Origin of the sequence: Nocardia sp. NPDC004151, from assembly GCF_042874235.1 — a bacterium.
Lineage (GTDB): Bacteria > Actinomycetota > Actinomycetes > Mycobacteriales > Mycobacteriaceae > Nocardia.
Genome location: NZ_JBIAMR010000029.1, coordinates 1 through 26,377, shown reverse-complemented (window position 1 = coordinate 26,377; position 26,377 = coordinate 1). Strand labels below are relative to the sequence as shown.

The following is a 26,377-nucleotide window of genomic DNA, read 5'->3' as shown; positions in this document are numbered from 1 at the left end:
GTCTGATTTGCCCTACGCTTCGCTCCGGGCGGGTTCGGGGCGCTGGAGGTCTCGTTCTTCCCTCCCTCCGCTCCCCCGCTCCACTCGGTCCAGAACGAGACGCGCCCCGAACCACGCAGTGTTCAATTGCCTTTGCCCACTCCCGGCCAGGTCGGGGACCCGCTACGGCGCGAGCGCCTGGATCAGCGAGTCCTGTATCCAGGTGAGCCAGTGGTAGACCTCGAGGCTCGGGCCGCGCGGGTCGTCCTCCGGGAAATGCTCGGGCGTGTCGGCGTCGATGTCGAGGGCCGTACCCAGGGCCAGGCGGACGTCATTGAGGGCGGTGAGCCAGGCGTCGGCCTGTTCGGGATTGATGACGATGCGGCCGCCCTCCGGGGGCAGGGTGTCCAGGACGATCCGGCCCGCGGCCACCTTGGATTCGATGATCTCCGGCTCGTGCAGGCTGCGCAGAGCGCTGTTCAGGTCCGCGCGCTCGGCGTCGGGGGAACCGGGTTCGGGGCGGTGGAAGTCCGGCAGCAGCCGGGCCAGTCGCGGGTCGGCGGGCGGGGTCGAGTTGCCCAGCTGTAGCCCGGTCAGCGCCGCGAGATCGTCCTCGGGGGCCGATTCGGCCCGGTCGATCAGCAGTCCGGTGACCGCCCCGACCAGGGAACGCAGGACGTCCGCCTCGTGGGCGTCCATTTCCGAACGCAGCTTCAGCCCGCCCAGGGAGTTCTTTCTGCTCCACTTCCGCACGGGTTCACCGTAGTCGCCTTGTTCACTCGTCACGTTGCATGGTGGCCCACAGCCCGGCGGCGTGCAGCCGTTGGACGTCGTGCTCCATCTTGTCGCGCGAACCGGCGGACACCACGGCCTTGCCATCGTTGTGGACCTTCAGCATCAGCTCGGTTGCCTTACCTTTGCTGTAGCCGAAGAGCTTCTGGAAAATGTAGGTCACGTAGTGCATGAGATTGACCGGATCGTCCCATACGACGGTGACCCAGGGCCGATCCTCTGCTTCCAGAATCTCGGAGTGTTCAATGGCCTCCGGTGTCGCCTGTGCCGACGACAGTGTCGCGCCGACGCCCACCGAACCGGCGGTCATCTCGACAACGTCTTCTCTACACAGACCCATATCAACCAGGGTACGACTCGACCCCAATGAAACACAGCAGCGCCCCATATGCCCTTCGCTTCACTCCGGGCGGTTCGCGGCCCTGTTACCTCGTTCTTCTCTCCTCCGCTTCGCTCCCCCGCGCCCAGGCGGAGGTCGATCGAGCCGCGGTCCGGAACGAGGCGGGCCGCGAACTGCAGGTCTGTCGATAGTCGCAGCCATCGATCCGCGTCTTAGAGTTGGCCACGTGATCATCGCTGACGGACTGACCAGTACCGCCCTACTGACCGACCAGTACGAGCTCACCATGCTGGCGGCGGCGCTGGCCGACGATTCCGCGCAGCGGCAGTGCACCTTCGAAGTGTTCGCCAGACGATTGCCGAATGGTCGTCGGTACGGTGTGGTCGCGGGGACCGGGCGTTTGCTGGCCGCCCTGGGCGAATTCCGTTTCGGGGAGCCCGAACTCGCGGTCGCCGCCAAGTTCCTCGACGAGCGCACCCTGGAGTGGTTGCGCGACTATCGATTCGGCGGACAGATCGACGGTTATCGCGAGGGCGAGCTGTTCTTCCCGGGCTCCCCCATCGTCACCGTGCGCGGCACCTTCGCCGAATGCGTACTGCTGGAAACCCTGATCCTGTCCATCTACAACCACGACAGCGCCATCGCCGCCGCGGCCGCCCGCATGGTCAGCGCGGCCGGGGGCCGCCGCATGATCGAAATGGGTTCGCGCCGAACCCACGAACTCGCCGCCCCCGCCAGCGCCCGCGCCGCCTACCTGGCCGGCTTCGACGCCACCTCCAACCTGGAGGCGGCCCGCAGCTTCGGGGTGCCCAGCGCCGGGACCAGCGCGCACGCCTTCACCCTGCTGCACAGCGGCCGCGACGGCGCGCACGAGGCGGCGGCCTTCCGCAGCCAGGTCGAGGCCCTGGGCGTGGGAACCACGCTGCTGGTGGACACCTTCGACATCACCCGCGGCGTGGCCACCGCTATCGAGGTGGCCGGACCCGAATTGGGCGGGGTGCGTATCGATTCCGGCGATCTGGGCGTGCTGGCCCGGCAGGTGCGCGAGCAGCTGGACGCCCTGGGCGCGATCCGCACCCGCATCGTGGTGTCCGGCGACCTGGACGAATACGCCATCGCCGCGCTGCGCGCCGAACCGGTCGACGTGTACGGCGTCGGCACCTCACTGGTCACCGGCTCCGGCGCGCCCACCGCGGGCATGGTCTACAAGCTGGTCGAGGTGGAGGGCGTCCCGGTCGCGAAACGCAGCTCCCACAAGGAGTCTCGCGGCGGCACCAAGCGCGCCGTGCGCCTGTCCCGCGACACCGGCACCGTGGTCGAGGAGATCGTCTACCCGGCCGTCTCGGACCGGCCCGAGTCCGACCGCTTCGAGGTCCGCGACCTCCAGGTCTCCCTGGTCCGCGACGGCGAGGTGCTCCCCGGCCTGCCGACCCTGGCCCAGAGCCGCGAACTGGTCGCCAAGGGGCTGATCAGTCTTCCGTGGGAGGGCCTGAAGCTGTCGGCGGGCGAACCGGCGATCCCGACGACCTTCCAGAGCTGACCCGACGGCGCGCCTCACCGGAATCCCCCGACTCGGGCCCGCGCCGCGTGGACCGGCCGACGACCGAGCGGCACAATGCGATACGAGACCCGAACCGCTGTGGTTCCCCCTGGCCCCGGGAGGCAGTCCATGAGCCGAGCCCTGATCGTCGTCGACGTCCAGAACGACTTCTGCGAGGGCGGCTCGCTGGCCGTGGCGGGCGGCGCGGCCGTGGCCGAACGCATCACCGAATACCTGGGCGTATCCGACTACACCGCGATTGTCGCCACCCGCGACTTCCACGTCGACCCGGGCGCCCACTTCTCCGCGCAACCCGACTACGTCGACACCTGGCCGCCGCACTGCCGCGTCGGCACCCCCGGCGCGGACTTCCACCCCGCCCTCGACACCACCGCGATCCAGGAGATCTTCTCCAAAGGCGCCTACACCGCCGCCTACTCCGGCTTCGAGGGCACGGCCACCGACGGCGACACCGCCCTGGACGCCTGGCTGCGGGACCGCGGCATCGACGCCGTCGACGTCTGCGGCATCGCCACCGACCACTGCGTCCGCGCGACGGCCCTGGACGCCCGCGCGGCGGGCTTCGATACCCGGGTGCTGCTCGGCCTCACCGCCGCCGTCTCCCCCGACACCCTGGACACCGCGCTGAAGACGCTGCGTGAATCCGGCGTGGAACTGGCCGGAACGCTGGAGTGACCCGCCCGGTCGTCGGCGGAAATCGGTCCTGCCGGACGGCCCGCCGAGGTTTGCGCGAGGGTTGTCGGCAGCGCGCAGTAATCTCGTCGCCGTGCCCGAACTGCCTGCCGTTCCCAAGCTCCTGGCCACCGCTGTACAGGCGTTGGGAGGTAAGGAACGCAAGGGGCAGCAGACGATGGCCGCCGCGGTCGCGCACGCCATCGACACCGGTGAACACCTCGCGGTGCAGGCGGGGACGGGTACCGGAAAGTCCCTCGCCTATCTGGTGCCGAGTCTGCGTCATGCGGTGCGGACCGGGCGCACCGTCGTGGTGTCGACCGCGACCATCGCGCTGCAGCGTCAGCTGGTGGATCGCGACCTCCCGCGCCTGGCCGACGCGCTGGCGTCGGATCTGGGTCGCGTGCCGCAGTTCGCGATTCTCAAGGGACGCAACAACTATCTGTGCCTGAACAAGATCAACAGCGCGATTCCGGACGAGCCGGAGCAGGAACTGTTCGACGCGTTCGCCATCTCGAAGCTGGGCCGCGAGGTCCAGCGCCTCAACGAATGGGTCTCCGACACCGAGAACGGCGACCGCGACGAACTCACCCCCGGCGTCACCGATCGCGCGTGGCGGCAGGTGAGCGTCAGCTCCCGCGAATGCGTGGGCAAGTCCCGCTGCGCGTTCGGCCAGGACTGCTTCGCGGAGAAGGCGCGCGCCGAATCCGCCCAGGCCGATGTGGTGGTGACCAATCACGCGCTGCTGGCCATCGACGCCATCAGCGGCATCCAGGTGCTGCCCGAACACGACGTGGTGGTCGTGGACGAGGCGCACGAACTGGTGGACCGGGTGACCGGCGTGGCCACCGCCGAACTGTCCACCGGCGGCATCAGCGCCGCCGCCAAGCGCTGTTCCAAGCTCATCGACGAACAGGAAGTGGACCGGCTCGAGGGCGCGGCCGAGGCCTGGCACGGCCTGCTCGACGACCTGCAGCCCGGCCGCTGGGACCGGATGCCCGACGGCGCGGCCCCGGTGCTGGCGCTGATCCGCGACGCGGCCTGGAACGCCCGCACCGCGCTGGCCCCGCAGGGCGGCCAGGCCGCCGATCCGGAGTCGGCGGCGGCCCGCAATCAGGCTCTGGCGGCGGTGGAGGAGGTGCACGACGCCGCGGTCCGGGTGTTGATCACCTTCGAGGAGGCCGATCCGGCCGCGCACCGCGATGTGGTCTGGCTGTCCTCGGAGGAGATCCGCGGGGTGCCGCGCCGGACGCTGCAGATGGCCCCGCTGTCGGTGGGCGGTCTGCTGCGCAGCCGCCTGTTCGGCACCGCCACCGTGGTGCTGGCCTCGGCGACCCTGCAGATCGGTGGTTCCTTCGACAATCTGGCGGTGACCTGGGGCCTGCCGCCGCAGTCGTCGGCGGTGGTGGATCCCGCGCTGGCCAACGGCGCCGAAGCACCCTCGGACGAGAAAGCGCTGCGCTGGAATTCGGTGGACGTGGGTTCGCCGTTCGATCATGCCAAGTCCGGAATCCTGTATGTGGCAAAGCATCTGCCCGCGCCGGGCCGGGACGGGCTGCCGCAGTCCTACCTGGACGAGATCGAACGTCTCATTCGCGCGGCGGGCGGGCGCACGCTCGGGCTTTTCTCATCGATGCGAGCGGCCAAGGCGGCCACCGAGATTCTGCGTGAACGGCTCGATACGCCCGTGTTGTGCCAAGGTGACGACGCGACCGGCGCACTTGTCCGGAAATTCGCCGACGACCCGGAAACCTCACTGTTCGGAACACTTTCGCTATGGCAGGGCGTGGATGTCCCGGGGCCGTCGCTGAGTCTGGTGATCCTGGACCGCATTCCGTTCCCGCGCCCGGACGACCCGCTGTTGGTGGCCCGCCAGCGGGCGGTCGAATCCCGAGGTGGCAATGGCTTTCTGTCGATCGCGGCCAATCACGCGGCGCTGCTGCTGGCGCAGGGCACGGGCCGCCTGCTGCGCAGTGTGGACGATCGCGGTGTTATCGCAATTCTCGATTCGCGACTCGCGACGGCACGCTATGGCGGTTATCTCCGAGCATCTTTACCACCTTATTGGGAAACATCCGATCCCCAAGTTGTGACAAAAGCTCTCGAACGACTGACAAATAGTGTCGCACAATTGAAATGACCTGTGAGAACCCTCACAGGAGTAGCTCCTACTTCCGGGCAGAAGTAAATTGGATTTCGATACTCCGGTGAACCCCCAATTCCCACATCGGATGTGTCCGTAGTCCCCGCGCCAAGCCCTGCACGCGGCGCGGGGACCCGAAACTCTCCGATCGCGTTTCGCTACTTCACCGCAAGGGTGATGAGCGCGGCCACCACGCCGAGCGCGATCGCGCCGGCACCCCAGGCCAGACCCTGACGCTGCCACGGACGGCCCGCGTCGAGCGAGATCCGGCCCGGGCCCGCGAACGCGAAGGCGACCGCCACGAGGGCGTAGACCGCGGGCAGCTCCCACCTCGCGAAGCCGCCGCTCCAGGTGACGTTCACCGCATTGATCATGGTGCCCAGCACGATGGCCGCGGCCAGGGGTGTCAGCAGGCCCAGCGCCAGCAGCAGACCGCCGACCATCTCACTCAGCCCGGCCAGGGTGGCGAAGAACTTGCCCGGGTCGTAGCCCATTTTCGCGAACGAGCCCGCGGTGGCGTCCAGGCCGTAGCCGTTGAACCAGCCGAACAGCTTCTGACTGCCGTGCACGGCCAGCAGGCCACCGACGCTGACCCGCACGATGGCGAGGCCGATGTCGATACCGGTCGGAGCCTTGGAGGTGGTGGCGTTCACGGTTGCGGTCATGACGGGTCCTCGTCTTTCGGTTCTCTACATTACTCCGGTCATATATCCGGACCGTGGTCCGTTTCGGAGGCTACAGCAGGTCCCCAACGAGAGCGGGCGCGAGGCTATTCCGCCTCGCGCCCGAAACCCGGCTCGCTCTAGAGCTCGCCTTCCCTACTCGGCCAGGAACCAGAAGTAGTAGAGGAACACCGCCATCAGCACCCACATGATCGGATGCACCTCGCGCGCACGCCGTTTCGCGATCATGACGATCGGATAGAACAGCAGCCCCATGGCGATGCCGTTGGCGATGGAGTAGGTCAGCGGCATGATGATCACGGTGATGAAGGCGGGCACCGCGAATTCGAGCTTGTTCCACTCGATCTCACCCAGGGCCCGGGCCATCAGCACGCCGACCACGATGAGCGCGGGCGCGGTCACCGCCGAGACGTCGGCGAACACCGCGAAGATCGGGAAGAAGAACAGCGCGATCAGGAACCAGCCCGCGGTGGCGACCGCGGTCAGGCCGGTGCGCCCGCCCGCCGAGACGCCCGCGGTGGATTCCACGTAGGCGGTGGTGCTCGAGGTGCCGATCACCGCGCCCGCGGCGGTGCCGACCGAGTCGGCGGCCAGCGCCTGCCCGGCGCGTTCCAGCTTGCCGTCCTTGCCCAGCAGCCCGGCCTGGTTGGCGACGCCGATCAGGGTGCCGGAGGCGTCGAAGAAGTCGACGAACAGCATGGTCAGCACGACCACCACCATCTGCCCGGTGAACGCGCCCGGCAGGTGGATGATGGCCTGGCCGAAGGTCTGATCCAGTCCGTGGGGCAGCGCCGCCACCGAATCCGGCAGCTTCACCAGGCCCGTCACCATGCCGACCACGGTGGTGGCGAGAATGCCGTACAGCACCGCGCCATGCCAGCCGAGCACCAGGAAGACGACCGTCGCGACCAGGCCGAACAGCGCCAGCAGCGTGGTGCCGTGGTGGAAGTTGCCCAGGTGCACGAAGGTGTTCGGATCGGAGGTGACGATCCCGGCGCTCTTGAGGCCGAGGAAGGCCACGAACATGCCGATGCCCGCGCCGACCGCGAGTTTCATCTGCATGGGAATGGCTTCGATGATCTTCTCGCGCACCTTGGTCACCGCGAGGATGAAGAAGATGACGCCGGACAGGAAGGTGCCCGACAGCGCCTCCTGCCACGGAATGCCCATGTGCAGCACGACGGTGTAGGCGAAGAAGGCGTTGAGGCCCATGCCCGGCGCGAGCGCGACCGGGTACTTGGCCCACAGACCCATGACCAGGGTGCCGAAGATGGCGGCGACCGCGGTCGCGGTGAACACGGCCTGGACCGGCATGCCCTTGTCGTGGAGATCGCCGCCGGGGCCGTCGCCGAGGATGCGCGGGTTGACCGCGAGCACGTAGGACATGGCCAGGAAGGTGACGGTGCCGGCCATCAGCTCGCGCTTGAGGGTGGAACCGTGTTCGCTGATGCCGAAGTACCGGTCGACGCGCCCCTTGGTGCGCGTGAGGACGTCGGTGGTCATAGGTGGGGATCTCCAGTCGGCCGGAGGACATAGGCTGGTGGCCACGCTAGTTGGTCGGACGGGTCGGTTCGCTCACCGCCCAGGCGAACTGTGGGCAATCCCACCTGCCAGAGCATTGGTTTCCACTGACGACCAGCGCAATTGATCCGCAAATAAACTGATTACCGGCCGGTAATTAGAGATCCTTGACCGCCATTGTCTGGGACGTTACAAATACGTAATCCGCCGGGGTTGATCAGGGGAACCGGCCAGGCAGAAGTTGTACGCCAGTGGTAACCGATGTCATCGACGCGGTCGCGGAGTTCGCGATCGACCGCCAATCGCTCTGGGACGTCCTGATCGACCCGCAGACCTACCCCCGGCTATTTCCCGGAATCGGCGCCTGCGAGCCCGTTGACACCGTCGATGCACACCCCGCGTGGAATTTGCGAGTAGGCGGCGCGGGCACCGAGATCCGGGTGGTGCGCATCCACATGCACATCACCCGCGCGGGCGAGGGTTTCGAACTGCATTACTCCGAACACGGCAGCTTCGCGACGATCCGGCTGCGCGGCGACGCCGGGCACACCCGGATCTACGTCACCTATTTCAAGGCCGCGCCCGTGCATCCGCTGCTCACCCAGCTCCCGAACGCGGCGGTGGTGGCCTGGACGCAGGCCGGGCTGAAACGGGTGGCCGAGCTGATCCAGGGCGCGCCGACGGCCCGCATCGTCAATGCCGAGGATTCCCGAATGAAGTTGCAGGCCGGGGTGGTCCGGCAGATGGTGAGCTCCGGCGTGGTGCGCACCTATCGCCCCGATGTGGGCCTGCGGCAGATCGGCGGCCTGGCCAAGTGGGGGTTCAGCCTGGGCGGCGGATACGCGGCGGCGGCCGCGCACTCCCCGCGCCGGGCGGCGGTGATCGACGACCGGTACTCGAGCACCTTCGACCAATTGCACGCACGCAGTAGCGCACTCGCGGGCGCGTTCACCTCGCTCGGCTTCGGCCCGGGCACGTCGATCGGGCTGCTGTGCCGCAACCACACCGGCATGGTCGAGTGCATGGTCGCGGCGGGCAAGTCGGGCGCGGACGCGGTGCTGCTCAATACCGGTCTGCCCGCGCGGCAGATCGAGGAGATCGTGCAGCGGCACCGGCTGTCGGCGCTGTTCTCCGACACCGAGTTCGAGGATCTGGTGCGCCACGTGCCCGCCGACGTCCCCCGCTTCACCACCGACGACGCCCCGCCGGACGCGGGCCGCACCAGCATCGAGGACCTGATCGCCATGCGTCAGGATCCGCCGCGCAAGGCGCCGCGACCGGGCCGGCTGGTGGTGCTCACCTCCGGCACCAGCGGGACGCCCAAGGGTGCCCGGCGGCCGCACCCCAAGGGATTCGGGACGGTGGCCGCGCTGCTGTCGCGAATCCCGTTCGACACCAACGAGACCATGTTCATCCCGGCCCCGCTGTTCCACACCTGGGGGCTCGGGGCGCTGCAGATGTCGACGGCGATACGGGCGACGGTGCTGCTGGGCGATCATTTCGATGCCGAGGACACGCTGCGCCGGGTGGCCGAGCACAAGGTGACGGCCCTGGTGGTGGTGCCGATCATGGTGAATCGGATCCTGGATCTGCCCGAGGCGGTGCGCGCCCGCTACGACCTGTCGAGCCTGCGCATCGTCGCCAGTTGCGGTGCGCCGCTGGACGGTGCGACGGTGCTGCGCTTCCTCGACACCTTCGGCGAGATCCTCTACAACGTGTACGGCTCCACCGAGGTGTCGTGGGCGTCCATCGCCGACTCCGCGGATCTGAGGGTGTCCCCCACCACCGCGGGCCGTCCGCCGCTGGGCACGAGACTGGCCGTGCTGGGCCCGGATCGGCGGCCGGTGCCGGTGGGTGCGACGGGCCGCATCTTCGTCGGCAATCACATGCTCTTCGACGGCTACACCGACGCCACCCCGCCCGACGAGGCCGACGGCATGCTCGACACCGGCGATATCGGCTATCTCGACGCCTCCGGCAAGCTGTTCGTGGCCGGCCGCGACGACGAGATGATCATCTCCGGCGGCGAGAACGTCTTCCCGCGCGCGGTGGAGGAAGCGCTGTCGCATCTGCCGCAGGTGAGCGAGGTGGCGGTGGTGGGCGTGCCGGATCACGAATTCGGCCAGCGCCTGGCGGCTTTCGTGGTGCCGCGCCCCGGCTCCGGGCTGGACTCGGAGATGGTGCGCAATTACATCCGGCACCGGGTGAGCCGCTTCTCGGTGCCGCGCGACGTCACCTTCCTGGAGGCGTTGCCGCGCAATACGACCGGGAAGATTCTCAAGCGGACGCTGATCGCGCCCGCCTGAGCGCGACTACGGGCTCGGCGAGGCGATCAGGCCCAGTTCCGCGTCCGAGGCCAGCAGCGGATGGTGCGGCAGGATGCGGATGGTGTAGCCGACCGCACCGGAGATCGGCACCGGCGTCCGGATGGTGAAAACGTCCGCGCCGGAATCATTTCCGGCGTGGTGCATGGTGAAGCTGTGGACGTCGGTGAGGTCGTCGCTGGGTGAGACCCGGCCCAGGACCGCCTGCACGCTGACGTCGGCGGGGGTCAGGCCGCCGAGGTCGATGCGGGCCCGCAGGTCCAGTTCCGCACCGATGACCGGGATGTCGGGCAGCCCGGCACTGTCCACCTGCAGGACTTTCACGGTGGGCCAGGCGGATTCGACGCGGCGGCGGTACACCGACAGGTCCTGCGCGCCCTTGAAGTCGTCGGCCGACACCGCGCCGAAGGCCGCGGCGGCGGGCGCGTAGTAGTCGACGGCGTAGTCGCGGACCATGCGCGAGGCCAGCACCTTCGGGCCCAGGGTTCGCAGGGTGTGGCGGACCATCTCCGTCCAGCGCACCGGCAGGTCGTCGTGGTCGCGGTCGTAGAAGCGCGGCAGCACAGCGCGTTCCAGCAGTTCGTAGAGCGCCGACGCCTCCAGGTCGTCGCGGCGGTGCTCGTCGCGGACGCCGTCGGCGGTCGGGATGGACCAGCCGTTCTCGCCGTCGCACATCTCGTCCCACCAGCCGTCCTTGATGGACAGGTTGAGGCCGCCGTTGAGGGCGGACTTCATACCGGAGGTGCCGCACGCCTCGAGCGGGCGCAGCGGATTGTTGAGCCAGACATCGCAGCCCCAGTACAGGTAGCGGGCCATGGAGATGTCGTAGTCGGGCAGGAAGACGATGCGGTGCCGCACCGCCGGATCGTCGGCGAACCGGACGATCTGCTGGATCAGCGCCTTGCCGCCCTCGTCGGCGGGATGGGACTTGCCCGCCACCACCAGCTGCACCGGGCGTTCCGGGTCGAGCAGCAGGGCGCGCAGCCGGTCCGGGTCGCGCAGCATGAGGGTGAGCCGCTTGTAGGTGGGGACGCGGCGGGCGAAGCCGACGGTCAGCACGCGCGGGTCGAAAACCTCGTCGACCCAGCCGAGCTCGGCCGGGGCCGCGCCGCGGTCGAGCCAGGAGGCGCGCAACCGGCGGCGCACCTCGTCGACCAGGACACCGCGCAGGGCATTGCGGGTGGACCACAGTTCGCGCAGGTCCACGTCGCAGAGCCGTTCCCAGCCGCGGGCCTCCTCGACCAGTTCGTCGCCGATCAGCTCGCGGGCCTTGTCGATCCACTCGCGCGCGGCCCAGGTGGGGGCGTGCACGCCGTTGGTGATCGAGCCGATCGGCACCTCGGCGGCATCGAAGCCCGGCCACAGCGGCGCGAACATGGCGCGGCTGACCTCACCGTGCAGCTTCGACACGCCGTTGGCGCGCTGGGCGAGTCGCAGACCCAGGTGGGCCATGTTGAACACCGACGGATCGGCCTCGCGGCCCATGGCGAGGATGCGGTCCACCGAAACACCCGGCAGCACCGGGGATTCGCGTTCGCCGTGCGCGCCGCCGAAGTAGCGGCGCACCAGCGCGCTCGCGAAACGGTCGATGCCCGCGGGCACCGGGGTGTGGGTGGTGAAGACGGTGCCCGCCCGGACCGCGGTCAGCGCGGTGTCGAAATCCATTCCGGCGACCATGAATTCGCGGATGCGTTCGATGCCGAGGAAACCGGCGTGGCCCTCGTTCATGTGGAAGACGTCCGGATCGGGCAGGCCGTTGGCGCGGGTATAGGCGCGCACCGCGCGCACGCCGCCGATCCCGGCCAGGATCTCCTGTTTGATGCGGTGGTCCTGGTCACCGCCGTAGAGGCGGTCGGTGACGGCCCGCAGTTCCGGATCGTTCTCGGCGATGTCGGAGTCGAGCAGCAGCAGCGGGATCCGGCCGACCTGGGCGATCCACACCCGGGCACGCAGCACCCGGCCCTCCGGCATGGACACGTGGATGAGCACGGGCGCGCCGGAGTCCCCGTCGGTGAGCAGCCGCAGCGGCAGGCCCATCGGGTCCAGCGCCGGATAGTGCTCGGCCTGCCAGCCGTCGGCGGTCAGCGACTGCCGGAAATAGCCGGAGCGGTACAGCAATCCGACACCGATCAGCGGCAGCCCCAGATCGGAGGCGGCCTTGAGGTGATCGCCCGCCAGAATCCCCAGGCCACCGGAGTAGTTGGGCAGGACCTCGGTGACACCGAACTCCATCGAGAAGTAGGCGATCCCGCGCGGCCCGCTCTGCTGCTTCTGGAACCAGCGCGGCCGGGCCAGATAGTCGCGCAGGTCCTCGGCGGCGGCATCCACACGCCGCGTGTAGGCCTCGTCCACGGCCAGATCGTCGAGCCGTTCGGCGGGCACCTCCCCCAGCATCCGCACCGGATCGTTCCCGACCTCGACCCACAGCCGGGGATCCAGCTCCGCGAACACGTCCTGCGTGGGCCCATGCCACGACCAGCGCAGATTGGTCGCCAACTCCGTCAGAGCAGCCAACCGCTCCGGCAAATGGGCACGAACGGTGAATCGACGCAATGCCTTCACCGTGCTTATTCTGCCCTCCGCTTCGCTCCGGGCGGGTTCGCGGCCCCGAAGTCTCGTTCTTCCCTCCTCCGCTTCGCTCCCCCGTTCCAAGCGCGGGGAGGCGGAGCGCAAGTCCAGAACGAGACGGCCGCGAACCTCAGGGGCGGGTCTGATGCTGGTCAGCGGCATCCCAGCGGGGGGCATCCGGTAAGCAACCGATAACGTGTTTCGAATGAGCGAGCAGCAGGTCGAGGAACTGGCCCCCGAAGAGCACCATGAGGGCGGGTTTCGGCCGATCCAGACCCTCGGCCGGGACGCCAGCCGGGGTGGGCCGCACTACGGGGAGTTCATCGAGCAGGTGCGCGGGCTGATGGACCGGGTCCGGCTCGCCTCCCCGACCGACGAGGTCGCCCTCGAGGCCATCGCCACGCTGAAGGAACTCAACGCCAAGCTCGACTCCGCGGTCGGCGACGAGTGGGACGCGCCCGCCTGGCACCGCAACGACCTGCCGGCGCGCGGCAATATCACCCTGCCGCCGTTCCTGATCGACGACGCGAGCGCCGAGGGCGTGCACGCGCGCATCACCTTCCGCACCTTCCACCTGGGCGGCAATGCGGCCGCGCACGGCGGCCACATCGCGCTGGGCTTCGACGACCTGCTCGGCATGACCGTGGCGTTGAACACGCGCGCGGTCACCCGCACCGCTTTCCTGCACGTCGACTACCGGTCCATCACGCCGCTGAACACCGAGCTGAGGGTGCACGGCTGGGTGGAGCGGCAGGAGGGCCGCAAGGTGTTCGTGCGCGCCACCCTGCACGACGGCGACCGGCTGTGTGCCGAGGCGCACGGCCTGTTCCTGCTCCTCAAGCCGGGCCAGCAGTAGTCGCTCCGGTAAGTTCGAAGGCGTGACCGGCCGCATCGCCATCGATGACACCGCCCCCGCGATCCCCGGCGGCCGGCCGTCGAAGGCCGTGGTGGGCGAGGTGGTCCCGGTCCGGGCCGTGGTCTGGCGCGAGGGACACGAGGCCGTGGCCGCGACCCTCGCGGTGCAGGGCCCGGGTTCGGCACGCACGCAACGCATTCGCATGAGCCCGGAATACGAGCCGGACGTGTTCAACGCGGTGTTCACCCCGAGCACGCCCGGCCGCTGGACCTTCCGCGTCGAGGGCTGGGGCGATCCCATCGCCACCTGGCGTTCCGGCGTCGAGGCCAAGCTGGCCGTCGGGCAGAGCGCCGTCGACCTGGCCAACGACCTGGAGCTCGGGGCGCGCCTGCTGGACCGGGCCGCGCTCGCGGTGCCGAAGCAGCAGTGGCAGATCCTGCGCGCCGCGGCCGCCGCCCTGCGCAGCGACGCCCAGCTGCCCGCGCGCGTGGCGCCCGCCTTCAGCGCCGAGGTCGGCGAGATCCTGCGGGCAACCCCGTTGCGGGAGTTGGTGACCCACGGGCCGCTGCACACCGTGCAGGTGGACCGGCAGCGGGCGCTGTACGGGTCCTGGTACGAATTCTTCCCGCGCTCCACCGGCGGCTGGGACGCCGCGGGCACGCCGGTGCACGGCACCTTCGCCACCGCCGCCAAGGATCTGCCGCGCATCGCCGCCATGGGGTTCGACGTGGTGTACCTGCCGCCGATCCACCCGATCGGCAAGGTGAACCGCAAGGGGCCCAATAATTCCCTGACCGCGGGCCCCGAGGATGTGGGCTCGCCGTGGGCCATCGGCTCCGACGAGGGCGGCCACGACGCCATCCACCCGCGGCTGGGCACCGAGGCCGACTTCGTCGACTTCGTCACGGCCGCCCGGGAACTGGGATTGGAGGTGGCGCTCGACCTGGCGTTGCAGTGCGCGCCCGATCACCCGTGGGTGACCGCGCATCCGGAATGGTTCATCACCCTGCCCGACGGCACCATCGCCTACGCGGAGAATCCGCCCAAGAAGTACCAGGACATCTACCCGCTCAACTTCGACGACGACCCCGACGGCCTCTACGCCGAGGTGCTGCGCGTGGTCCGGCACTGGATCGGACTGGGCGTCACCATCTTCCGGGTCGACAACCCGCACACCAAGCCCGCCGACTTCTGGGAATGGCTGATCGCCGCGGTGCACAAGAAGCACCCGGAGATCATCTTCCTGTCCGAGGCGTTCACCAGACCTGCCCGCATGTACGGGCTGGCGCGCCGCGGATTCACCCAGTCCTACACGTATTTCACCTGGCGCACCCACAAACACGAGCTCGAGGAGTTCGGGCGGGAACTCGCCGCCAAGGCCGATGAGGCGCGCGCCAACCTGTTCGTGAACACCCCCGACATCCTGCACGAGAGCCTGCAGCACGGCGGGCCCGGCATGTTCGCGATCCGGGCCGTGCTGGCCGCCACCCTCGGCGCGACCTGGGGCGTGTACTCCGGCTTCGAACTGTACGAGCACCAGGCGGCGCGGCCCGGCAGTGAGGAATATCTCGACTCCGAGAAATACCAGCTGCGCCCACGGCATTTCGCCGCCGCGGCCGCGCGCGGGGAATCCCTGGAACCGTGGCTGACCCGGCTCAACGAGATCCGGCGCGCGCACCCGGCGCTGCGGCAGGTGCGCTGCATCCACTTCCACCACGTGGACAACGACGCGATCCTGGCGTTCTCGAAAATGGATCCGACCACCGGTGACGCGGTGCTCGTCGTGGTGAACCTGAACCCGTTCGGGACCGAACACGGCATGGTGTCGCTGGACCTGCCCGCCATCGGCCGCGAATGGCACGACCGGCCGGTGGTGACCGACGAGATCACCGGCGAGGAATACCACTGGGGCCAGAGCAATTACGTGCGTCTGGACCCGCATCGCGCGGCCGCCCACATCCTCACCCTGCCGCCGGTCCCAGCCGCCGCGCGCACCGAACTCGCCTATCGCAGATCGTTCCGATGAACCGGCGTGACCTCCTGCTGCTGGCGGCGGGCACGCATCCCGATCCGCACACCGTGCTGGGGGCCCACCCGCATCCGGACGGCACGGTCATCCGGGTGCTGCGCCCGCACGCGGACGCGGTCGCGGCCCGCGTCGGCGAGGTGGATCATCCACTGACACACCGGGATCACGGGGTGTTCGAGGCCGTGCTGCCGTTCCCGGAGCTGTGGGACTACCGCATCGTCGCCTCCTATCCGGGCGGGCGCACCGTGGTCGAGGCCGACGGCTACCGCTTCCTGCCCACCCTCGGCGACGTCGACCTGCACCTGCTCGGGGAGGGCCGTCACGAGCGACTGTGGGAGGTGCTCGGCGCGCATCCCCAGTCCTATCCCTCCTTCGACGGCGAGGTGACGGGCACCGCGTTCGCGGTGTGGGCGCCCAACGCGCGCGGTGTCGCCGTGATCGGGGACTTCGACGGCTGGAGCGGAAACACCTCGCCCATGCGCAGACTCGGCGATTCGGGCGTGTGGGAGGTGTTCCTGCCCGGCATCGGGCCCGGGGCGCTCTACAAGTACCGGGTGCACGGGGCGGATGGGCGCGTGGTCGATCACGCCGACCCCATGGCCTTCGCCACCGAGGTGCCGCCCGCCACCGCCTCGGTGATCACGGCGAGCGAATTCACCTGGTGCGATGGGGAATGGCTGCGGGAACGCGCCCGCACCGACCCGCTGCGTGCGCCGATCAGCATCTACGAGGTGCACCTCGGCTCCTGGCGGCCGGGTCTCGACTATCGCGAGATCGCCGAGCAGCTCGCCGAATACGTTCTCGCCCAGGGCTTCACCCACGTGGAACTGCTACCCGTGGCCGAGCACCCCTTCGGCGGTTCGTGGGGTTATCAGGTCACGTCCTACTTCGCGCCGACCGCCCGCTTCGGCTGTCCCGACGACTTCCGTTTCCTCGTGGATCACCTGCACCGCAAGGGCATCGGCGTGCTCCTGGACTGGGTGCCCGCGCATTTCCCGCGCGACGAGTGGGCACTGGCCCGCTTCGACGGCACCGCCCTCTACGAGCACGCCGACCCGCGCCGCGGTGAGCAACTCGACTGGGGCACCTACGTTTTCAACTTCGGCCGCCACGAGGTCCGCAACTTCCTGGTCGCCAACGCGCTCTACTGGATCGAGGAATTCCACCTCGACGGCCTGCGTGTGGACGCCGTCGCCGCCATGCTCTACCTGGACTATTCGCGCCCGGACTGGGAACCGAACATCCACGGCGGCCGCGAGAACCTGGAGGCCGTCGCCTTCCTCCAGGAGATGAACGCCACCGTGCACAAGCATCATCCGGGCGTGCTGACCATCGCCGAGGAATCCACCACCTGGCCCGGCGTCACCCGCCCCACCGAGGTCGGCGGGCTCGGCTTCACCATGAAATGGAACATGGGCTGGATGCACGACACCCTCGGCTACCTGGCCCGCGATCCCGTGCACCGCAGCTGGCACCACAACGAGGTCACCTTCTCCCTCACCTACGCCTGGAGCGAGAACTACCTGCTGCCGATCAGCCACGACGAGGTCGTCTACGGCAAGGGCACGCTGTGGACCCGCATGCCCGGCGACGACTACGCCAAGGCGGGCGGGGTGCGGGCGCTGCTCGCCTACCTGTGGGCGCACCCGGGCAAGCAGTTGCTGTTCATGGGCCAGGACTTCGGCCAGTTCCGGGAATGGGACCACGACCGCGGACTGGACTGGCAGGAGCTGGAGAACCCGCTGCACCGCGGCATCCAGGCCCTGGTCGGCGACCTCAACCGGCTCTACGTCGCGAATCCGGCGCTGTGGAGTCAGGACACCTCGCCGGGCGGGTACGCCTGGATCGACGCCGACGACCGCGACAACAATGTGCTGTCGTTCCTGCGGTACGGGACCGACGGGTCGATCCTCGCCTGCGTGTACAACTTCTCCGGGCGGCAGCTCAGCGGCTACCGCATCGGATTGCCGGAGTGCGAACAGGTTTCGTGGTACGAGGTGCTCAATACCGACGCGGTCGCTTACGGCGGCAGCGGCGCGGGCGCCGGCGGGCCGATCCCGGCCGAACAGCAGTCGTGGCACGGCCGCCCGGTGTCGGCCGCCCTCACCCTGCCGCCGCACAGCGCGATCTGGCTCTCGACCACGCCACCTGCCACGCGCGACTGACGGTTCCCTATTCTGGCCAGCTCGGCGAGCGGCCCAGCACGGCCAGAATCCGATCCAGCCCCGACGCCTGCTCGCCGGGCACTTCCGGCGCGAACGACGCACCCGGCCGCTCCCGCTCCGCACCTCGCGGGACCGCCTCGGCCACCGGCAGCGCCGCGCTCAGCAGATCGTCGTCGAACTCCACGGTCCGGCCGAGCGCCCGCGCGACGTCCCACGAGTGCACGACATAGTCGATGAAGTGGAAGCTCACCGCCGGCGTCCCCGGGATGACGATGCCGTCGCGGACCTCCGGCAGGGGGAACTGCCGTTCCAGGACGCCCGGCTCGGCGAACGTGGCCAGCACGTGCTCGGCCGCCGTGCGGTATTCGCCGACCGGGTCCGCGCCCAGCGGCTGCGGCTTCCACAGCCCGAGATCGCTCTCACCGAGAGCCGCCGCGGCGAACCCGTGGTGCTGAACGATCATGTGCTCCAGCAGATCCCGCAGTGTCCAGCCCTCGCACGGGGTGGTCGCGTCCAAGTCGCCCGAGGTCACCCACGACACCACGTCGATGCTCGTCCGCACCGCGCGGGCGTCCAGCGCGAGCAGTTCGGTTCCCGAGGCCAACAATTCTTCGTACGTGCTTATCATATGCACAAGCTTACTAATTTCGGTCGATCAAGACCAGGAACAATCCGGCGAATTCCACACCAGCAGGTCCGCTTCGGGCGCACCCTGGACGGACAGTCGGATCAAGCCCGGGAGGGCCCCGTGGACGAGCGCACCAAGATCACACTGGACGAATCCGAGATCCCGCGGCGTTGGTACAACGTCATCCCGGACCTGCCCGAACCCCCGCCGCCACCACTGCACCCCGGCACCGGGCAGCCCGTCGGTCCCGAGGACCTCGCCCCGCTGTTCCCCATGGAACTGATCCGGCAGGAAGTCAGCGGCGACCGCTACCTCGACATCCCGGACGAGGTCATCGACGTGTACCGGCTCTGGCGGCCGACACCGCTGTTCCGGGCACGCCGACTCGAGAAAGCGCTCGGCACCCCGGCGCGCATCTATTACAAATACGAGGGCGTCTCCCCCGCGGGCTCACACAAGCCGAACACCGCTGTGCCGCAGGCCTTCTACAACGCCGCCGAAGGCACCCGCCGCCTGACCACCGAGACCGGCGCCGGCCAGTGGGGCAGCGCGCTGTCGTTCGCGTGCGCGCAGTACGGCATCGACTGCGAAGTGTGGATGGTCCGCGCCTCCTACGACCAGAAGCCGCACCGGCGCACCCTCATGCGGACCTGGGGCGCCACCGTGCACGCCAGCCCCTCCCCGGTCACCGCGGCGGGCGCGAAAATCCTTGCTGACCACCCGGATTCGCCAGGCAGCCTGGGCATCGCCATCAGCGAGGCGGTCGAGGTGGCCGCGGGCGACCCGTTCACCCGCTACGCGCTGGGCAGCGTGCTCAACCACGTGCTCCTGCATCAGACCGTCATCGGCGAGGAGGCGCTGAAGCAGTTCGCCGCGGCGGGCGAGCGCGCCCCCGACGTGATCATCGGCTGCACCGGCGGCGGCTCCAACTTCGCGGGGCTGTTCCTGCCGTTCCTGCGCGAAAAGCTCACAGGCCGAGGGAATCCCGTCATCCGCGCCGTCGAACCGGCCGCCTGCCCGTCGTTCACCCGCGGCATCTACGCCTACGACTTCGGCGACACCGCCGGCTTCACGCCGCTGATGAAGATGCATACCCTGGGCCACGACTTCATCCCCGATCCCGTACACGCAGGCGGCCTGCGCTACCACGGCATGTCGCCGCTGCTCTCGCACATGTACGAGCTCGGGCTGTTCGAGGCGGTGTCCAAGCAGCAGCGCGAATGCTTCGCCGCCGCGGTCGCTTTCGCCAAGACCGAGGGCATCCTGCCTGCCCCCGAACCCTCGCACGCGCTCGCGGCGGTCATCGAGGAAGCCAACCGCTGCACCGCCTCCGGGGAGGAGAAGGTCCTGCTGACGGCACTGTGCGGGCACGGCCACTTCGACATGACCGCCTACGAACGCTATCTGGCGGGCGACATCCCCGATTTCGAACTGCCCCAGCCCCGGATCGACGCGGCGCTCGCCGGACTCCCCAAGCTGTGAAAAAGAACAGGGAGCTCCCAGCGCGGGATTCTGTCCGAATCCCCGCGCTGGGAGCTCCCTGATCTCGGAATCAGTACAGGGCAGCGGCCAACTTGCGGCGGGCGGCCACGACCAGCGGCTCGGCCGGGTCGAAGAGCTCGAACAGCTCCAGCAGGTGGGTGCGGACCCGGGTGCGGTCGTCCCCGGCGGTGCGCTTGACCTGGGCGATCAGCCGATCGAACGCGGCGTCGGGCTGCTGATTGAACATCTCGAGGTCGGCCGCGGCGATGGCGGCGTCCAGATCCGCCGGGTCGGCGTCGGCCTTGGCCACCGCGGCCGGGTCGAGATCCTGCACGCGGGAGATGAACTGGACCTGCCGCAGCGCGGCCTTGGCCTCGGCATTGTTCGGCTCGGCGGTCAGGATGTCCTGGTAGGCGGCGATGGCGTTGTCGAATTCGCCGCGCTCCAAAGCCTCTTCGGCCGCGACGAAACGGGGATCCTCGGGAATTTCGGGCTCGGCGGCGTCACCCTCGCCGACACCGGGGAGCTTGCCGCGGACGGCGTCCACCACGGCGGCCAGCCACTGCGTCACCTGCTCCTCGGGCTGATTGCCGGTGAAGTCGGCGAGCGGCTGGCCCGCGGCCACCGCGACCACGGTCGGAATGCCCTGCACACCGAAGGCCTGCGCGATGCGCATATTGGCCTCGGCCTCGACGGTGGCCAGATCCCAGTCGCCGCCGCTGCGGCCGGCCAGCTGCTCGAGCAGCTTCACCAGCTCGATGCTGCCCGGGCTGCGCTGCGAGTACAGCGCCACCACCACCGGGACCTGAGTCGAGCGCCGCAGCACTCGATCCTCGAAATTGGCCTCGGTGACGGCGTGGTCACCCGGGACCTCCCCCGCGGGGGCGGCCGGCTGCTTGAGAGCGGACAGGTCCACAGCGCCCGACATGGCGGCGGCTGCGGCGGCGGAAGGACGGCGTGCGGGTCGAGTCACGCCATCCAGTTTGTCACGAAGCGACGGCGGCGGGCGCCGGGGCTCCGCTCAGTTCACCCAGCTGACCCGTCTTGATCGCCCACCGCTCGAAGAGCACGGAGGTGAACGGCACCACCGAGGACGCCAGCGCGAGAAGCGTGGTCTTGCCCGGCCATTCGAACTCACGCGAGGCCAGCAGGCAGTTGATCGCGTACGCCAGGAACACGACGCCGTGCAGCATGCCGAACACCATCACCGGCCACTTGATCGGCTGATCGGCGATGCCCAGCGCGTCGGCGCGCTTCAGGGCCGAGCCGATGAACAGCAGCACCCAGGACGGCACCTCGAGCAGGCCGAAGAAACGCACACGCTTCGCGACCGTGGACAGGTCGAACAGATCACCCATGCCCCCATTCTGCCCGACTGGCTACGACGCCCCGTAGTGGAGCTGGTCACACGCTTTCAGCGTGTGGGGAGGATTTTCGGGGGGCTGGGCCCCCGAACCCCCAGTTCTTGCAGGACCCGAACCCCAGTTCCTCGAGACCCCGAACCCCAGTTCCTGAAGGCCCCAAACCCCAGTTCACGAACATGCCCCGGCTCATCGTGAGCCGGGGCATGTTCGGTGCAGCTGTCCGCGCGGAGCGCGCTTACTTCACGCGGATGATCAGGGCGTCACCCTGGCCGCCACCGCCGCACAGGGCGGCCGCGCCGACGCCGCCGCCGCGGCGCTTCAGCTCGTTGGCCAGGTGCAGCACGATGCGGGCGCCGGACATGCCCAGCGGGTGGCCGATGGAGATGGCGCCGCCATTGACGTTCACCCTCTCCGGATCGATGCCCAGCTTGCGGGTGGACGCGATGCCGACCGCGGCGAAGGCCTCGTTGATCTCGACCAGGTCCAGTTCGGCGGGCGAAATGCCTTCCTTGGCACAGGCTTTCGCGATGGCGTTGGCGGGCTGGTCCTGCAGGGTGGAGTCGGGACCGGCGACGACGCCGGCCGCGCCGATCTCGGCGATCCAGCTCAGGCCCAGCGCCTCGGCCTTGGCCTTCGACATGACGATCACGGCGGCCGCGCCGTCGGAGATCTGGGAGGCGGAACCGGCGGTGATGCTGCCGTCCTTGCGGAAGGCCGGGCGCAGCTTGCCCAGCGACTCCGCGGTGGTGTCGGCGCGGATGCCCTCGTCCTCGGCGAACACGATCGGGTCGCCCTTGCGCTGCGGGATGGAGACCGGCGCGACCTCGTCGGCGAACAGGCCGTTCTTCCAGGCCGCGGCCGCCTTCTGGTGCGAGGCGGCGGCGAAGGCGTCCTGCTCCTCGCGGCTGATCTTGTCGGTGTCGTTGCGCTGCTCGGTCAGCGCGCCCATGGCCTGGTCGGTGAAGATGTCGTACAGGCCGTCGTAGGCCATGCTGTCGCGCAGGTTCACATCGCCGTACTTGAAGCCCTCGCGGCTCTTCTCGAGCAGGTGCGGGGCGTTGGTCATGGACTCCTGGCCGCCGGCCACCACGATCTCGTACTCACCGGCGCGAATCAGCTGATCCGCCATGGCGATTGCGTTGATGCCGGACAGGCACACCTTGTTGATGGTCAGCGCCGGGACGTCCATCGGGATCCCCGCGGCGACCGCGGCCTGCCGGGCCGGGATCTGGCCCGCGCCGGCGGTGAGCACCTGGCCCATGATCACGTAGTCGACCTGCTCGGGCGCTACCCCGCCCTTCTCCAGCGCCGCCTTGATGGCGATGCCGCCCAGGTCGGAGCCACTGAAATCCTTCAGCGACCCGAGCAGGCGACCCACCGGGGTGCGCGCACCGGACACGATCACGGAGGTAGTCGTCACGTGGGGCCTCACTTACTGTGTGTCGTCACGGCTCCGCCAACCATCGGAGCCGTACTCCACGGTAACTCCAGGCACTTCGGCGGGGGTATGCGGGTGCGCGCTACCGTCACTGCTGTGAGCACTACCGAGAACACCGCATTCATCCCGTCGGAGTATGTCGTGGCCGTCGATCACGTGGGAATCGCCGTGCCGGACCTGGATTCCGCGGTCGCCTGGTACCGCGACAATCTGGGCATGGTGGAGACCCACCGCGAGATCAACGAGTCGCAGGGCGTCCACGAGGCCATGCTGTCGGTCCCCGGCACGCCCGAGGGCTCGGTCGCTCTCCAGTTGCTGGCTCCGCTCAACGAGGAGTCCACCATCGCCAAGTTCATCGACCGAAACGGTCCTGGCCTGCAGCAGCTCGCCTACCGCGTCACCGATGTCGAGGCGGTTTCCGCGCAACTGCGTGAACGGGGCTTGCGTTTGCTGTACGCAGAGCCGCGCGGGGGAACCGCTGGTTCCCGCATCAATTTCATCCACCCCAAGGATGCTGGCGGTGTGCTGGTCGAACTCGTCGAACCGGCCGCGAAAACTACTCACTAGTACCGTGTTCCGCCCTCCTAAAGAGGGCGTAACAACATTCGCGGTCGGCTCACCATCCGCGACGGTCAGGCTGTAGTTTGTGGGGCATGTCGTCCACTGAGCCCGATCGCAATCGCTTCGTCGCGCTGCCCTTTACCGTTGTGCGGAAGGGTTATGACCGTGACGAGGTGCGTAACTACTTCGACCGTTTCGATGCCGAGCTGAGGGTCACCGCCACCGACCGCGATGCCGCCGCCGCCCAGGCCCGCAACCTGGCCGCACAGCTCGAGGATGCCCGGGACGAGATCGACGAGCTCCGTAAGGAAGTCGACCGGCTGTCCGTGCCGCCGACGACCGCCGAAGGCATGTCCGATCGCATCTCCCGCATGCTGCGCCTGGCCTCCGACGAGGCCTCCGAGGTCCGCGCCCAGGCTCAGGCCGAGGCCGCCGAGATGATCTCGATCGCCGAGCAGCAGGCCACCGAAATGCGTGGGAAGTACGAATCGCTCCTCTCCGAGACCAAGGAGAAGCGCGAAGCTCTCGAAATCGAATTCGAGCAGACTCTCGCCAACGCCCGCTCCGAATCCGCCAAGATCGTCGAGGCGGCCAACGCCGAGGCCGATCGCCTCACCAAGGAGTCCGACGCCAAGCGCAAGGCGACGCAGCAGGACTTCGAGGTCACCATGGCGGAGCGGCGCACCAAGCTGACCCGCGCCATGGAGGAGCTCGAGGCCACCTCCCGCGCCGAGGCCGCCCAGCGCATCAAGGACGCCACCGACGAGGCCAACCGCCTCATCACCTCGGCGACCAACACCGCCGATCGGAAGATCGCGCACGCCAAGGAACTCGCCGAGGAAATGCGTGTCCTCCGCGGCCGCGTCCTGGCCCAGCTGCTCGGCATCCGCGGCCAGCTCGACTCGGTCCCGGCCATGCTCGCCGCCGTCAACCGCGAAAGCGAACTCCTCGACGGCGCACCGGAACAGCGTTCCCTCGCCAAGGGCGGCCGCAAGGCCATCTCCGAGGCGCAGGACGACGACGAAATCGTCGACGAGCGCGAAAACGCCGACATCTCCGGCTAATTCCACCATCCCGGGCGACAACCCGTTCCGTACCAAGGCCGCCTCCCTACCGGGAGGCGGCCTTCCTTATGCGCCCCATGGCGATCGGGAACCGATCCGCCGAGTTGTGCTGTGCCGCAACGGTGTGACGCATGCCGACAGTCGTCGCGGCTCCAAGGGGCCGAGGGAGGCTCAAACCCGGATTTCCAGAGCGTCAGGACTCGGGGGTGGTCAGGACCAGCGGCGGGTGATGGTGCGGGTGTTGCGGCCCTTCCAGCAGCCCGTGTGCCAGTGCCGGCGGTCGTCCTCGCCGTCGTGGGCGGCCCAGGCCACTATGTGCGGGGTGCCGGGCGGGATCACCTGATCGCAGCCGGGGCAGCGGTAGGGCTTGGTGGCGCGGGTACCGGGGACGGTGCGGACGATGAAGGTCTCGTCGGTGCCGGGACCGGATTCGGTGCGGCCGAAGACGTCGCCCAGGGGGCGCGGATCCTGGCGGGATCGCGCCGAGTCCTGGGGGCGGGGCTTACGGCGGGGCATGGGTCAGAAAAGACGGAATTCGCTGGAGTCGGTGCCGCGCAGGGCGTCGTAATCCAGCGTGAGGCAACGGATGCCGCGATCGGCGGCCAGGGTCTTCGCCTGCGGCTTGATCTGCTGGGCCGCGAACACGCCCGCCACGGGGGCCAGCAGGGGGTCGCGATTGAGCAGCTCGAGGTAGCGGGTCAGCTGTTCCACACCGTCGATCTCGCCGCGGCGCTTGATCTCCACTGCCACCGTGGCGCCGTCCGCGTCCCGGCACAGGATGTCGACCGGTCCGATGGCCGTCATGTACTCGCGGCGGATCAAGGTGTAACCGGGGCCGAGGGTTTCGATGTGCTCGGCCAGCAGCTCCTGCAGGTGCGCCTCGACGCCGTCCTTCACCAGACCCGGGTCCACTCCCAGCTCGTGCTTGGAATCCAGCTCGATGTCCTCGACCGTGATCCGGAGTTCCTCACCGGCCTTGTTGGCCACCACCCACAGTTGGGTTGTCTCGGAATCGGTTTCCCGCTCCTCCAGCCAGCACGGCGGGCTCATCCAGTTGAGCGGCTTGTAGGAACCACCGTCGGAATGGACCAGCACCGAACCGTCGGCCTTCATCATCAGCAGACGACGAGCCATGGGCAGATGGGCGGTCAGACGGCCAACGTAATCGACCTGGCAACGAGCAATCACAAGGCGCACCGGTCGAGTCTAGTGACCGGGCGGCGGCCGCGGTGACGCGGCCTCGACCCAGGCGGCGTCGGATTCAGCCCAGCAGCATCAGGCAGGCGAACAGCGACCCGCCCGCCAGCAACAGGTACTCCGGAACGTTCAACGGCCGCACCGCACCGCCCTGCCGGCGAATCGTCAACCGCCCGATTCCCAGCCCCAGGCACAGCGCCAGGAAGTGACCGACATTGGTGAAGGTGTGCCACAAAACCACCCCGCCCAGCGCGAACGACAGCCAGGTACCCGCCCACACCCACCGGCGATGCGGCGGCAGCACGGCCACCAGGGCGCCCACGACGGTCATCGAGCCATAACTGACGCCCACGTCCTGGGCCATGGCGATGCTGCCGGGGATCAGCTGCGACTGCACAGCTACCCACAGGCCCAGCGCGACCAGGACGGTCGCACCGATATGGCCGACGAAGAAGGTGTGCACAAGCCTCACAGCCCCCAGCCTGCGCTCCGCCAACGCCAGCAGGCAGGCCAGCATGGGGACGATGAAGAAGACCGTGGCCGCACCCTCACCGACCAGGAAGGCGCTGGAGAACAACGTGCCGAAGCGGCCGTTGGTGAGGTTGTGCAGGTTGGTGCTGGCGTGCAGCAGGATTCGCGTCTCACGGGGAGCGCTCACCATGGTCAGGGCGACAGCCACCGCCATCAGCACACCCACGTAGCTGTAGGTGGCGGGGAGCCAGAGGGCCGACCACCGGAAGCGGCGGGCGGTGACGGGCCGCTGAGACGCGGGCGCGAGGACCATGCTGTCGATCATTGTCTTTCTCATCCAGCCGGGACTGGTTTTCGGCTGGGAACTCTCTGTGGGTACATACCCGGGATACCCGGGAAACACCAGAATACGCAGAAGGCCCCCAGCTAATAAGCTGGGGGCCTTCGCGAAGGATGTTCCGGCGGTGTCCTACTCTCCCACACCCTGTCGAGTGCAGTACCATCGGCGCAGGTGGCCTTAGCTTCCGGGTTCGGAATGG

General features: G+C 68.8%; 22 protein-coding genes. 10 read left to right on the top strand and 12 right to left on the bottom strand.

What is annotated here, in order from left to right:
• Window positions 1-162: 162 nt before the first annotated feature.
• The gene (locus ACFYTS_RS35845; RefSeq protein ID WP_387309663.1) at window positions 163-732 is read right to left on the bottom strand and encodes a DUF2017 domain-containing protein; all 570 of its coding nucleotides are present in this window, start codon (window positions 730-732) and stop codon (window positions 163-165) included.
• A 22-nt stretch (window positions 733-754) separates the two neighbouring features.
• Window positions 755-1,081, bottom strand: a complete 327-nt coding sequence (gene clpS, locus ACFYTS_RS35840; protein ID WP_357098650.1) for an ATP-dependent Clp protease adapter ClpS — start codon at window positions 1,079-1,081, stop codon at window positions 755-757.
• 256 nt (window positions 1,082-1,337) lie between these two features.
• Between clpS and ACFYTS_RS35835 the strand changes: the two genes are divergently transcribed.
• From ACFYTS_RS35835 to ACFYTS_RS35825, 3 genes are all read left to right on the top strand, one after another.
• Window positions 1,338-2,651 carry a nicotinate phosphoribosyltransferase gene (locus tag ACFYTS_RS35835; RefSeq protein ID WP_387309662.1) on the top strand — a complete coding sequence of 438 codons (1,314 nt, stop codon included), beginning with the start codon at window positions 1,338-1,340 and terminating at the stop codon, window positions 2,649-2,651.
• Window positions 2,652-2,780: 129 nt separating this feature from the next.
• Window positions 2,781-3,347 (top strand): nicotinamidase, encoded by a 567-nt coding sequence (locus tag ACFYTS_RS35830; RefSeq protein WP_357289303.1) that lies wholly within the window; start codon window positions 2,781-2,783, stop codon window positions 3,345-3,347.
• Between the two features lie 91 nt (window positions 3,348-3,438).
• Entirely contained in the window at window positions 3,439-5,484 is a 2,046-nt protein-coding gene (locus tag ACFYTS_RS35825) for an ATP-dependent DNA helicase (protein ID WP_387309661.1), read from the top strand.
• Between the two features lie 161 nt (window positions 5,485-5,645).
• Here the strand turns inward: ACFYTS_RS35825 and ACFYTS_RS35820 are convergent, their stop codons facing one another.
• Both ACFYTS_RS35820 and ACFYTS_RS35815 read right to left on the bottom strand, forming a co-directional pair.
• Window positions 5,646-6,152, bottom strand: coding sequence for a DoxX family protein (locus tag ACFYTS_RS35820; RefSeq protein WP_357289309.1), 507 nt, complete (start codon window positions 6,150-6,152; stop codon window positions 5,646-5,648).
• 153 nt (window positions 6,153-6,305) lie between these two features.
• Window positions 6,306-7,673: an NCS2 family permease gene (locus tag ACFYTS_RS35815; protein ID WP_357289312.1), complete on the bottom strand. Its 1,368-nt coding sequence runs from the start codon at window positions 7,671-7,673 to the stop codon at window positions 6,306-6,308.
• A 269-nt stretch (window positions 7,674-7,942) separates the two neighbouring features.
• Here ACFYTS_RS35815 and ACFYTS_RS35810 point away from each other — a divergent pair, with 269 nt between their 5' ends.
• Window positions 7,943-9,997, top strand: a complete 2,055-nt coding sequence (locus ACFYTS_RS35810) for an AMP-binding protein (protein ID WP_357289315.1) — start codon at window positions 7,943-7,945, stop codon at window positions 9,995-9,997.
• Between the two features lie 6 nt (window positions 9,998-10,003).
• On the opposite strand, the gene glgP is transcribed toward ACFYTS_RS35810, so the two are convergent.
• Complete coding sequence (glgP, locus tag ACFYTS_RS35805) at window positions 10,004-12,577, bottom strand: alpha-glucan family phosphorylase (RefSeq protein WP_387309660.1); 2,574 nt, start codon at window positions 12,575-12,577, stop codon at window positions 10,004-10,006.
• A gap of 211 nt (window positions 12,578-12,788) precedes the next feature.
• Here glgP and ACFYTS_RS35800 point away from each other — a divergent pair, with 211 nt between their 5' ends.
• Genes ACFYTS_RS35800 through glgB form a run of 3 tightly spaced genes read left to right on the top strand, consistent with a single transcriptional unit; the run spans window position 12,789 to window position 17,633 of the window.
• A complete protein-coding gene (locus tag ACFYTS_RS35800; RefSeq protein ID WP_357289321.1) occupies window positions 12,789-13,439 on the top strand; it encodes a PaaI family thioesterase in 651 nt (216 codons plus the stop codon).
• A 22-nt stretch (window positions 13,440-13,461) separates the two neighbouring features.
• On the top strand, window positions 13,462-15,465 hold the full coding sequence (locus ACFYTS_RS35795) for an alpha-1,4-glucan--maltose-1-phosphate maltosyltransferase (protein ID WP_387309659.1): 2,004 nt from the start codon (window positions 13,462-13,464) through the stop codon (window positions 15,463-15,465).
• Window positions 15,462-17,633, top strand: coding sequence for a 1,4-alpha-glucan branching protein GlgB (gene glgB, locus ACFYTS_RS35790; protein WP_387309658.1), 2,172 nt, complete (start codon window positions 15,462-15,464; stop codon window positions 17,631-17,633). The genes ACFYTS_RS35795 and glgB overlap by 4 nt, the downstream gene beginning before the upstream one ends.
• A gap of 7 nt (window positions 17,634-17,640) precedes the next feature.
• Here the strand turns inward: glgB and ACFYTS_RS35785 are convergent, their stop codons facing one another.
• Window positions 17,641-18,261, bottom strand: coding sequence for a TIGR03086 family metal-binding protein (locus tag ACFYTS_RS35785; protein ID WP_387309657.1), 621 nt, complete (start codon window positions 18,259-18,261; stop codon window positions 17,641-17,643).
• Window positions 18,262-18,381: 120 nt separating this feature from the next.
• On the opposite strand from ACFYTS_RS35785, the gene ACFYTS_RS35780 reads away from it, so the two are divergent.
• Window positions 18,382-19,743: a TrpB-like pyridoxal phosphate-dependent enzyme gene (locus tag ACFYTS_RS35780; protein WP_387309656.1), complete on the top strand. Its 1,362-nt coding sequence runs from the start codon at window positions 18,382-18,384 to the stop codon at window positions 19,741-19,743.
• 70 nt (window positions 19,744-19,813) lie between these two features.
• Here ACFYTS_RS35780 and ACFYTS_RS35775 read toward each other — a convergent pair whose 3' ends face one another.
• The 3 genes from ACFYTS_RS35775 to ACFYTS_RS35765 form a co-directional block, all read right to left on the bottom strand.
• Entirely contained in the window at window positions 19,814-20,671 is an 858-nt protein-coding gene (locus ACFYTS_RS35775) for a tetratricopeptide repeat protein (protein WP_357289357.1), read from the bottom strand.
• A gap of 58 nt (window positions 20,672-20,729) precedes the next feature.
• On the bottom strand, window positions 20,730-21,101 hold the full coding sequence (locus ACFYTS_RS35770; protein ID WP_357289336.1) for a DUF3817 domain-containing protein: 372 nt from the start codon (window positions 21,099-21,101) through the stop codon (window positions 20,730-20,732).
• A gap of 241 nt (window positions 21,102-21,342) precedes the next feature.
• Window positions 21,343-22,527, bottom strand: a complete 1,185-nt coding sequence (locus ACFYTS_RS35765; protein ID WP_357289339.1) for an acetyl-CoA C-acetyltransferase — start codon at window positions 22,525-22,527, stop codon at window positions 21,343-21,345.
• An 87-nt stretch (window positions 22,528-22,614) separates the two neighbouring features.
• Here ACFYTS_RS35765 and mce point away from each other — a divergent pair, with 87 nt between their 5' ends.
• Both mce and ACFYTS_RS35755 read left to right on the top strand, forming a co-directional pair.
• Window positions 22,615-23,112, top strand: a complete 498-nt coding sequence (mce, locus tag ACFYTS_RS35760; protein WP_357289341.1) for a methylmalonyl-CoA epimerase — start codon at window positions 22,615-22,617, stop codon at window positions 23,110-23,112.
• An 86-nt stretch (window positions 23,113-23,198) separates the two neighbouring features.
• Entirely contained in the window at window positions 23,199-24,170 is a 972-nt protein-coding gene (locus ACFYTS_RS35755; RefSeq protein WP_357289344.1) for a hypothetical protein, read from the top strand.
• Window positions 24,171-24,380: 210 nt separating this feature from the next.
• Here the strand turns inward: ACFYTS_RS35755 and ACFYTS_RS35750 are convergent, their stop codons facing one another.
• From ACFYTS_RS35750 to ACFYTS_RS35740, 3 genes are all read right to left on the bottom strand, one after another.
• Window positions 24,381-24,686 carry an ATP/GTP-binding protein gene (locus ACFYTS_RS35750; RefSeq protein ID WP_357289346.1) on the bottom strand — a complete coding sequence of 102 codons (306 nt, stop codon included), beginning with the start codon at window positions 24,684-24,686 and terminating at the stop codon, window positions 24,381-24,383.
• Between the two features lie 3 nt (window positions 24,687-24,689).
• Complete coding sequence (gene nucS, locus ACFYTS_RS35745) at window positions 24,690-25,367, bottom strand: endonuclease NucS (RefSeq protein WP_357289348.1); 678 nt, start codon at window positions 25,365-25,367, stop codon at window positions 24,690-24,692.
• Between the two features lie 64 nt (window positions 25,368-25,431).
• Complete coding sequence (locus tag ACFYTS_RS35740; protein ID WP_357289351.1) at window positions 25,432-26,163, bottom strand: rhomboid-like protein; 732 nt, start codon at window positions 26,161-26,163, stop codon at window positions 25,432-25,434.
• Between the last annotated feature and the right edge of the window lie 214 nt (window positions 26,164-26,377).

What these genes read in the sequence shown, in the direction of transcription:
- clpS (WP_357098650.1), bottom strand. Translation starts at nt 1,081, where the DNA reads ATGACCGCCGGTTCGGTGGGCGTCGGCGCGACACTGTCGTCGGCACAG.
- ACFYTS_RS35830 (WP_357289303.1), top strand. Translation starts at nt 2,781, where the DNA reads ATGAGCCGAGCCCTGATCGTCGTCGACGTCCAGAACGACTTCTGCGAG.
- ACFYTS_RS35820 (WP_357289309.1), bottom strand. Translation starts at nt 6,152, where the DNA reads ATGACCGCAACCGTGAACGCCACCACCTCCAAGGCTCCGACCGGTATC.
- ACFYTS_RS35815 (WP_357289312.1), bottom strand. Translation starts at nt 7,673, where the DNA reads ATGACCACCGACGTCCTCACGCGCACCAAGGGGCGCGTCGACCGGTAC.
- ACFYTS_RS35800 (WP_357289321.1), top strand. Translation starts at nt 12,789, where the DNA reads ATGAGCGAGCAGCAGGTCGAGGAACTGGCCCCCGAAGAGCACCATGAG.
- glgB (WP_387309658.1), top strand. Translation starts at nt 15,462, where the DNA reads ATGAACCGGCGTGACCTCCTGCTGCTGGCGGCGGGCACGCATCCCGAT.
- ACFYTS_RS35785 (WP_387309657.1), bottom strand. Translation starts at nt 18,261, where the DNA reads ATGATAAGCACGTACGAAGAATTGTTGGCCTCGGGAACCGAACTGCTC.
- ACFYTS_RS35775 (WP_357289357.1), bottom strand. Translation starts at nt 20,671, where the DNA reads ATGTCGGGCGCTGTGGACCTGTCCGCTCTCAAGCAGCCGGCCGCCCCC.
- ACFYTS_RS35770 (WP_357289336.1), bottom strand. Translation starts at nt 21,101, where the DNA reads ATGGGTGATCTGTTCGACCTGTCCACGGTCGCGAAGCGTGTGCGTTTC.
- mce (WP_357289341.1), top strand. Translation starts at nt 22,615, where the DNA reads ATGCGGGTGCGCGCTACCGTCACTGCTGTGAGCACTACCGAGAACACC.
- ACFYTS_RS35755 (WP_357289344.1), top strand. Translation starts at nt 23,199, where the DNA reads ATGTCGTCCACTGAGCCCGATCGCAATCGCTTCGTCGCGCTGCCCTTT.
- ACFYTS_RS35750 (WP_357289346.1), bottom strand. Translation starts at nt 24,686, where the DNA reads ATGCCCCGCCGTAAGCCCCGCCCCCAGGACTCGGCGCGATCCCGCCAG.
- ACFYTS_RS35740 (WP_357289351.1), bottom strand. Translation starts at nt 26,163, where the DNA reads ATGATCGACAGCATGGTCCTCGCGCCCGCGTCTCAGCGGCCCGTCACC.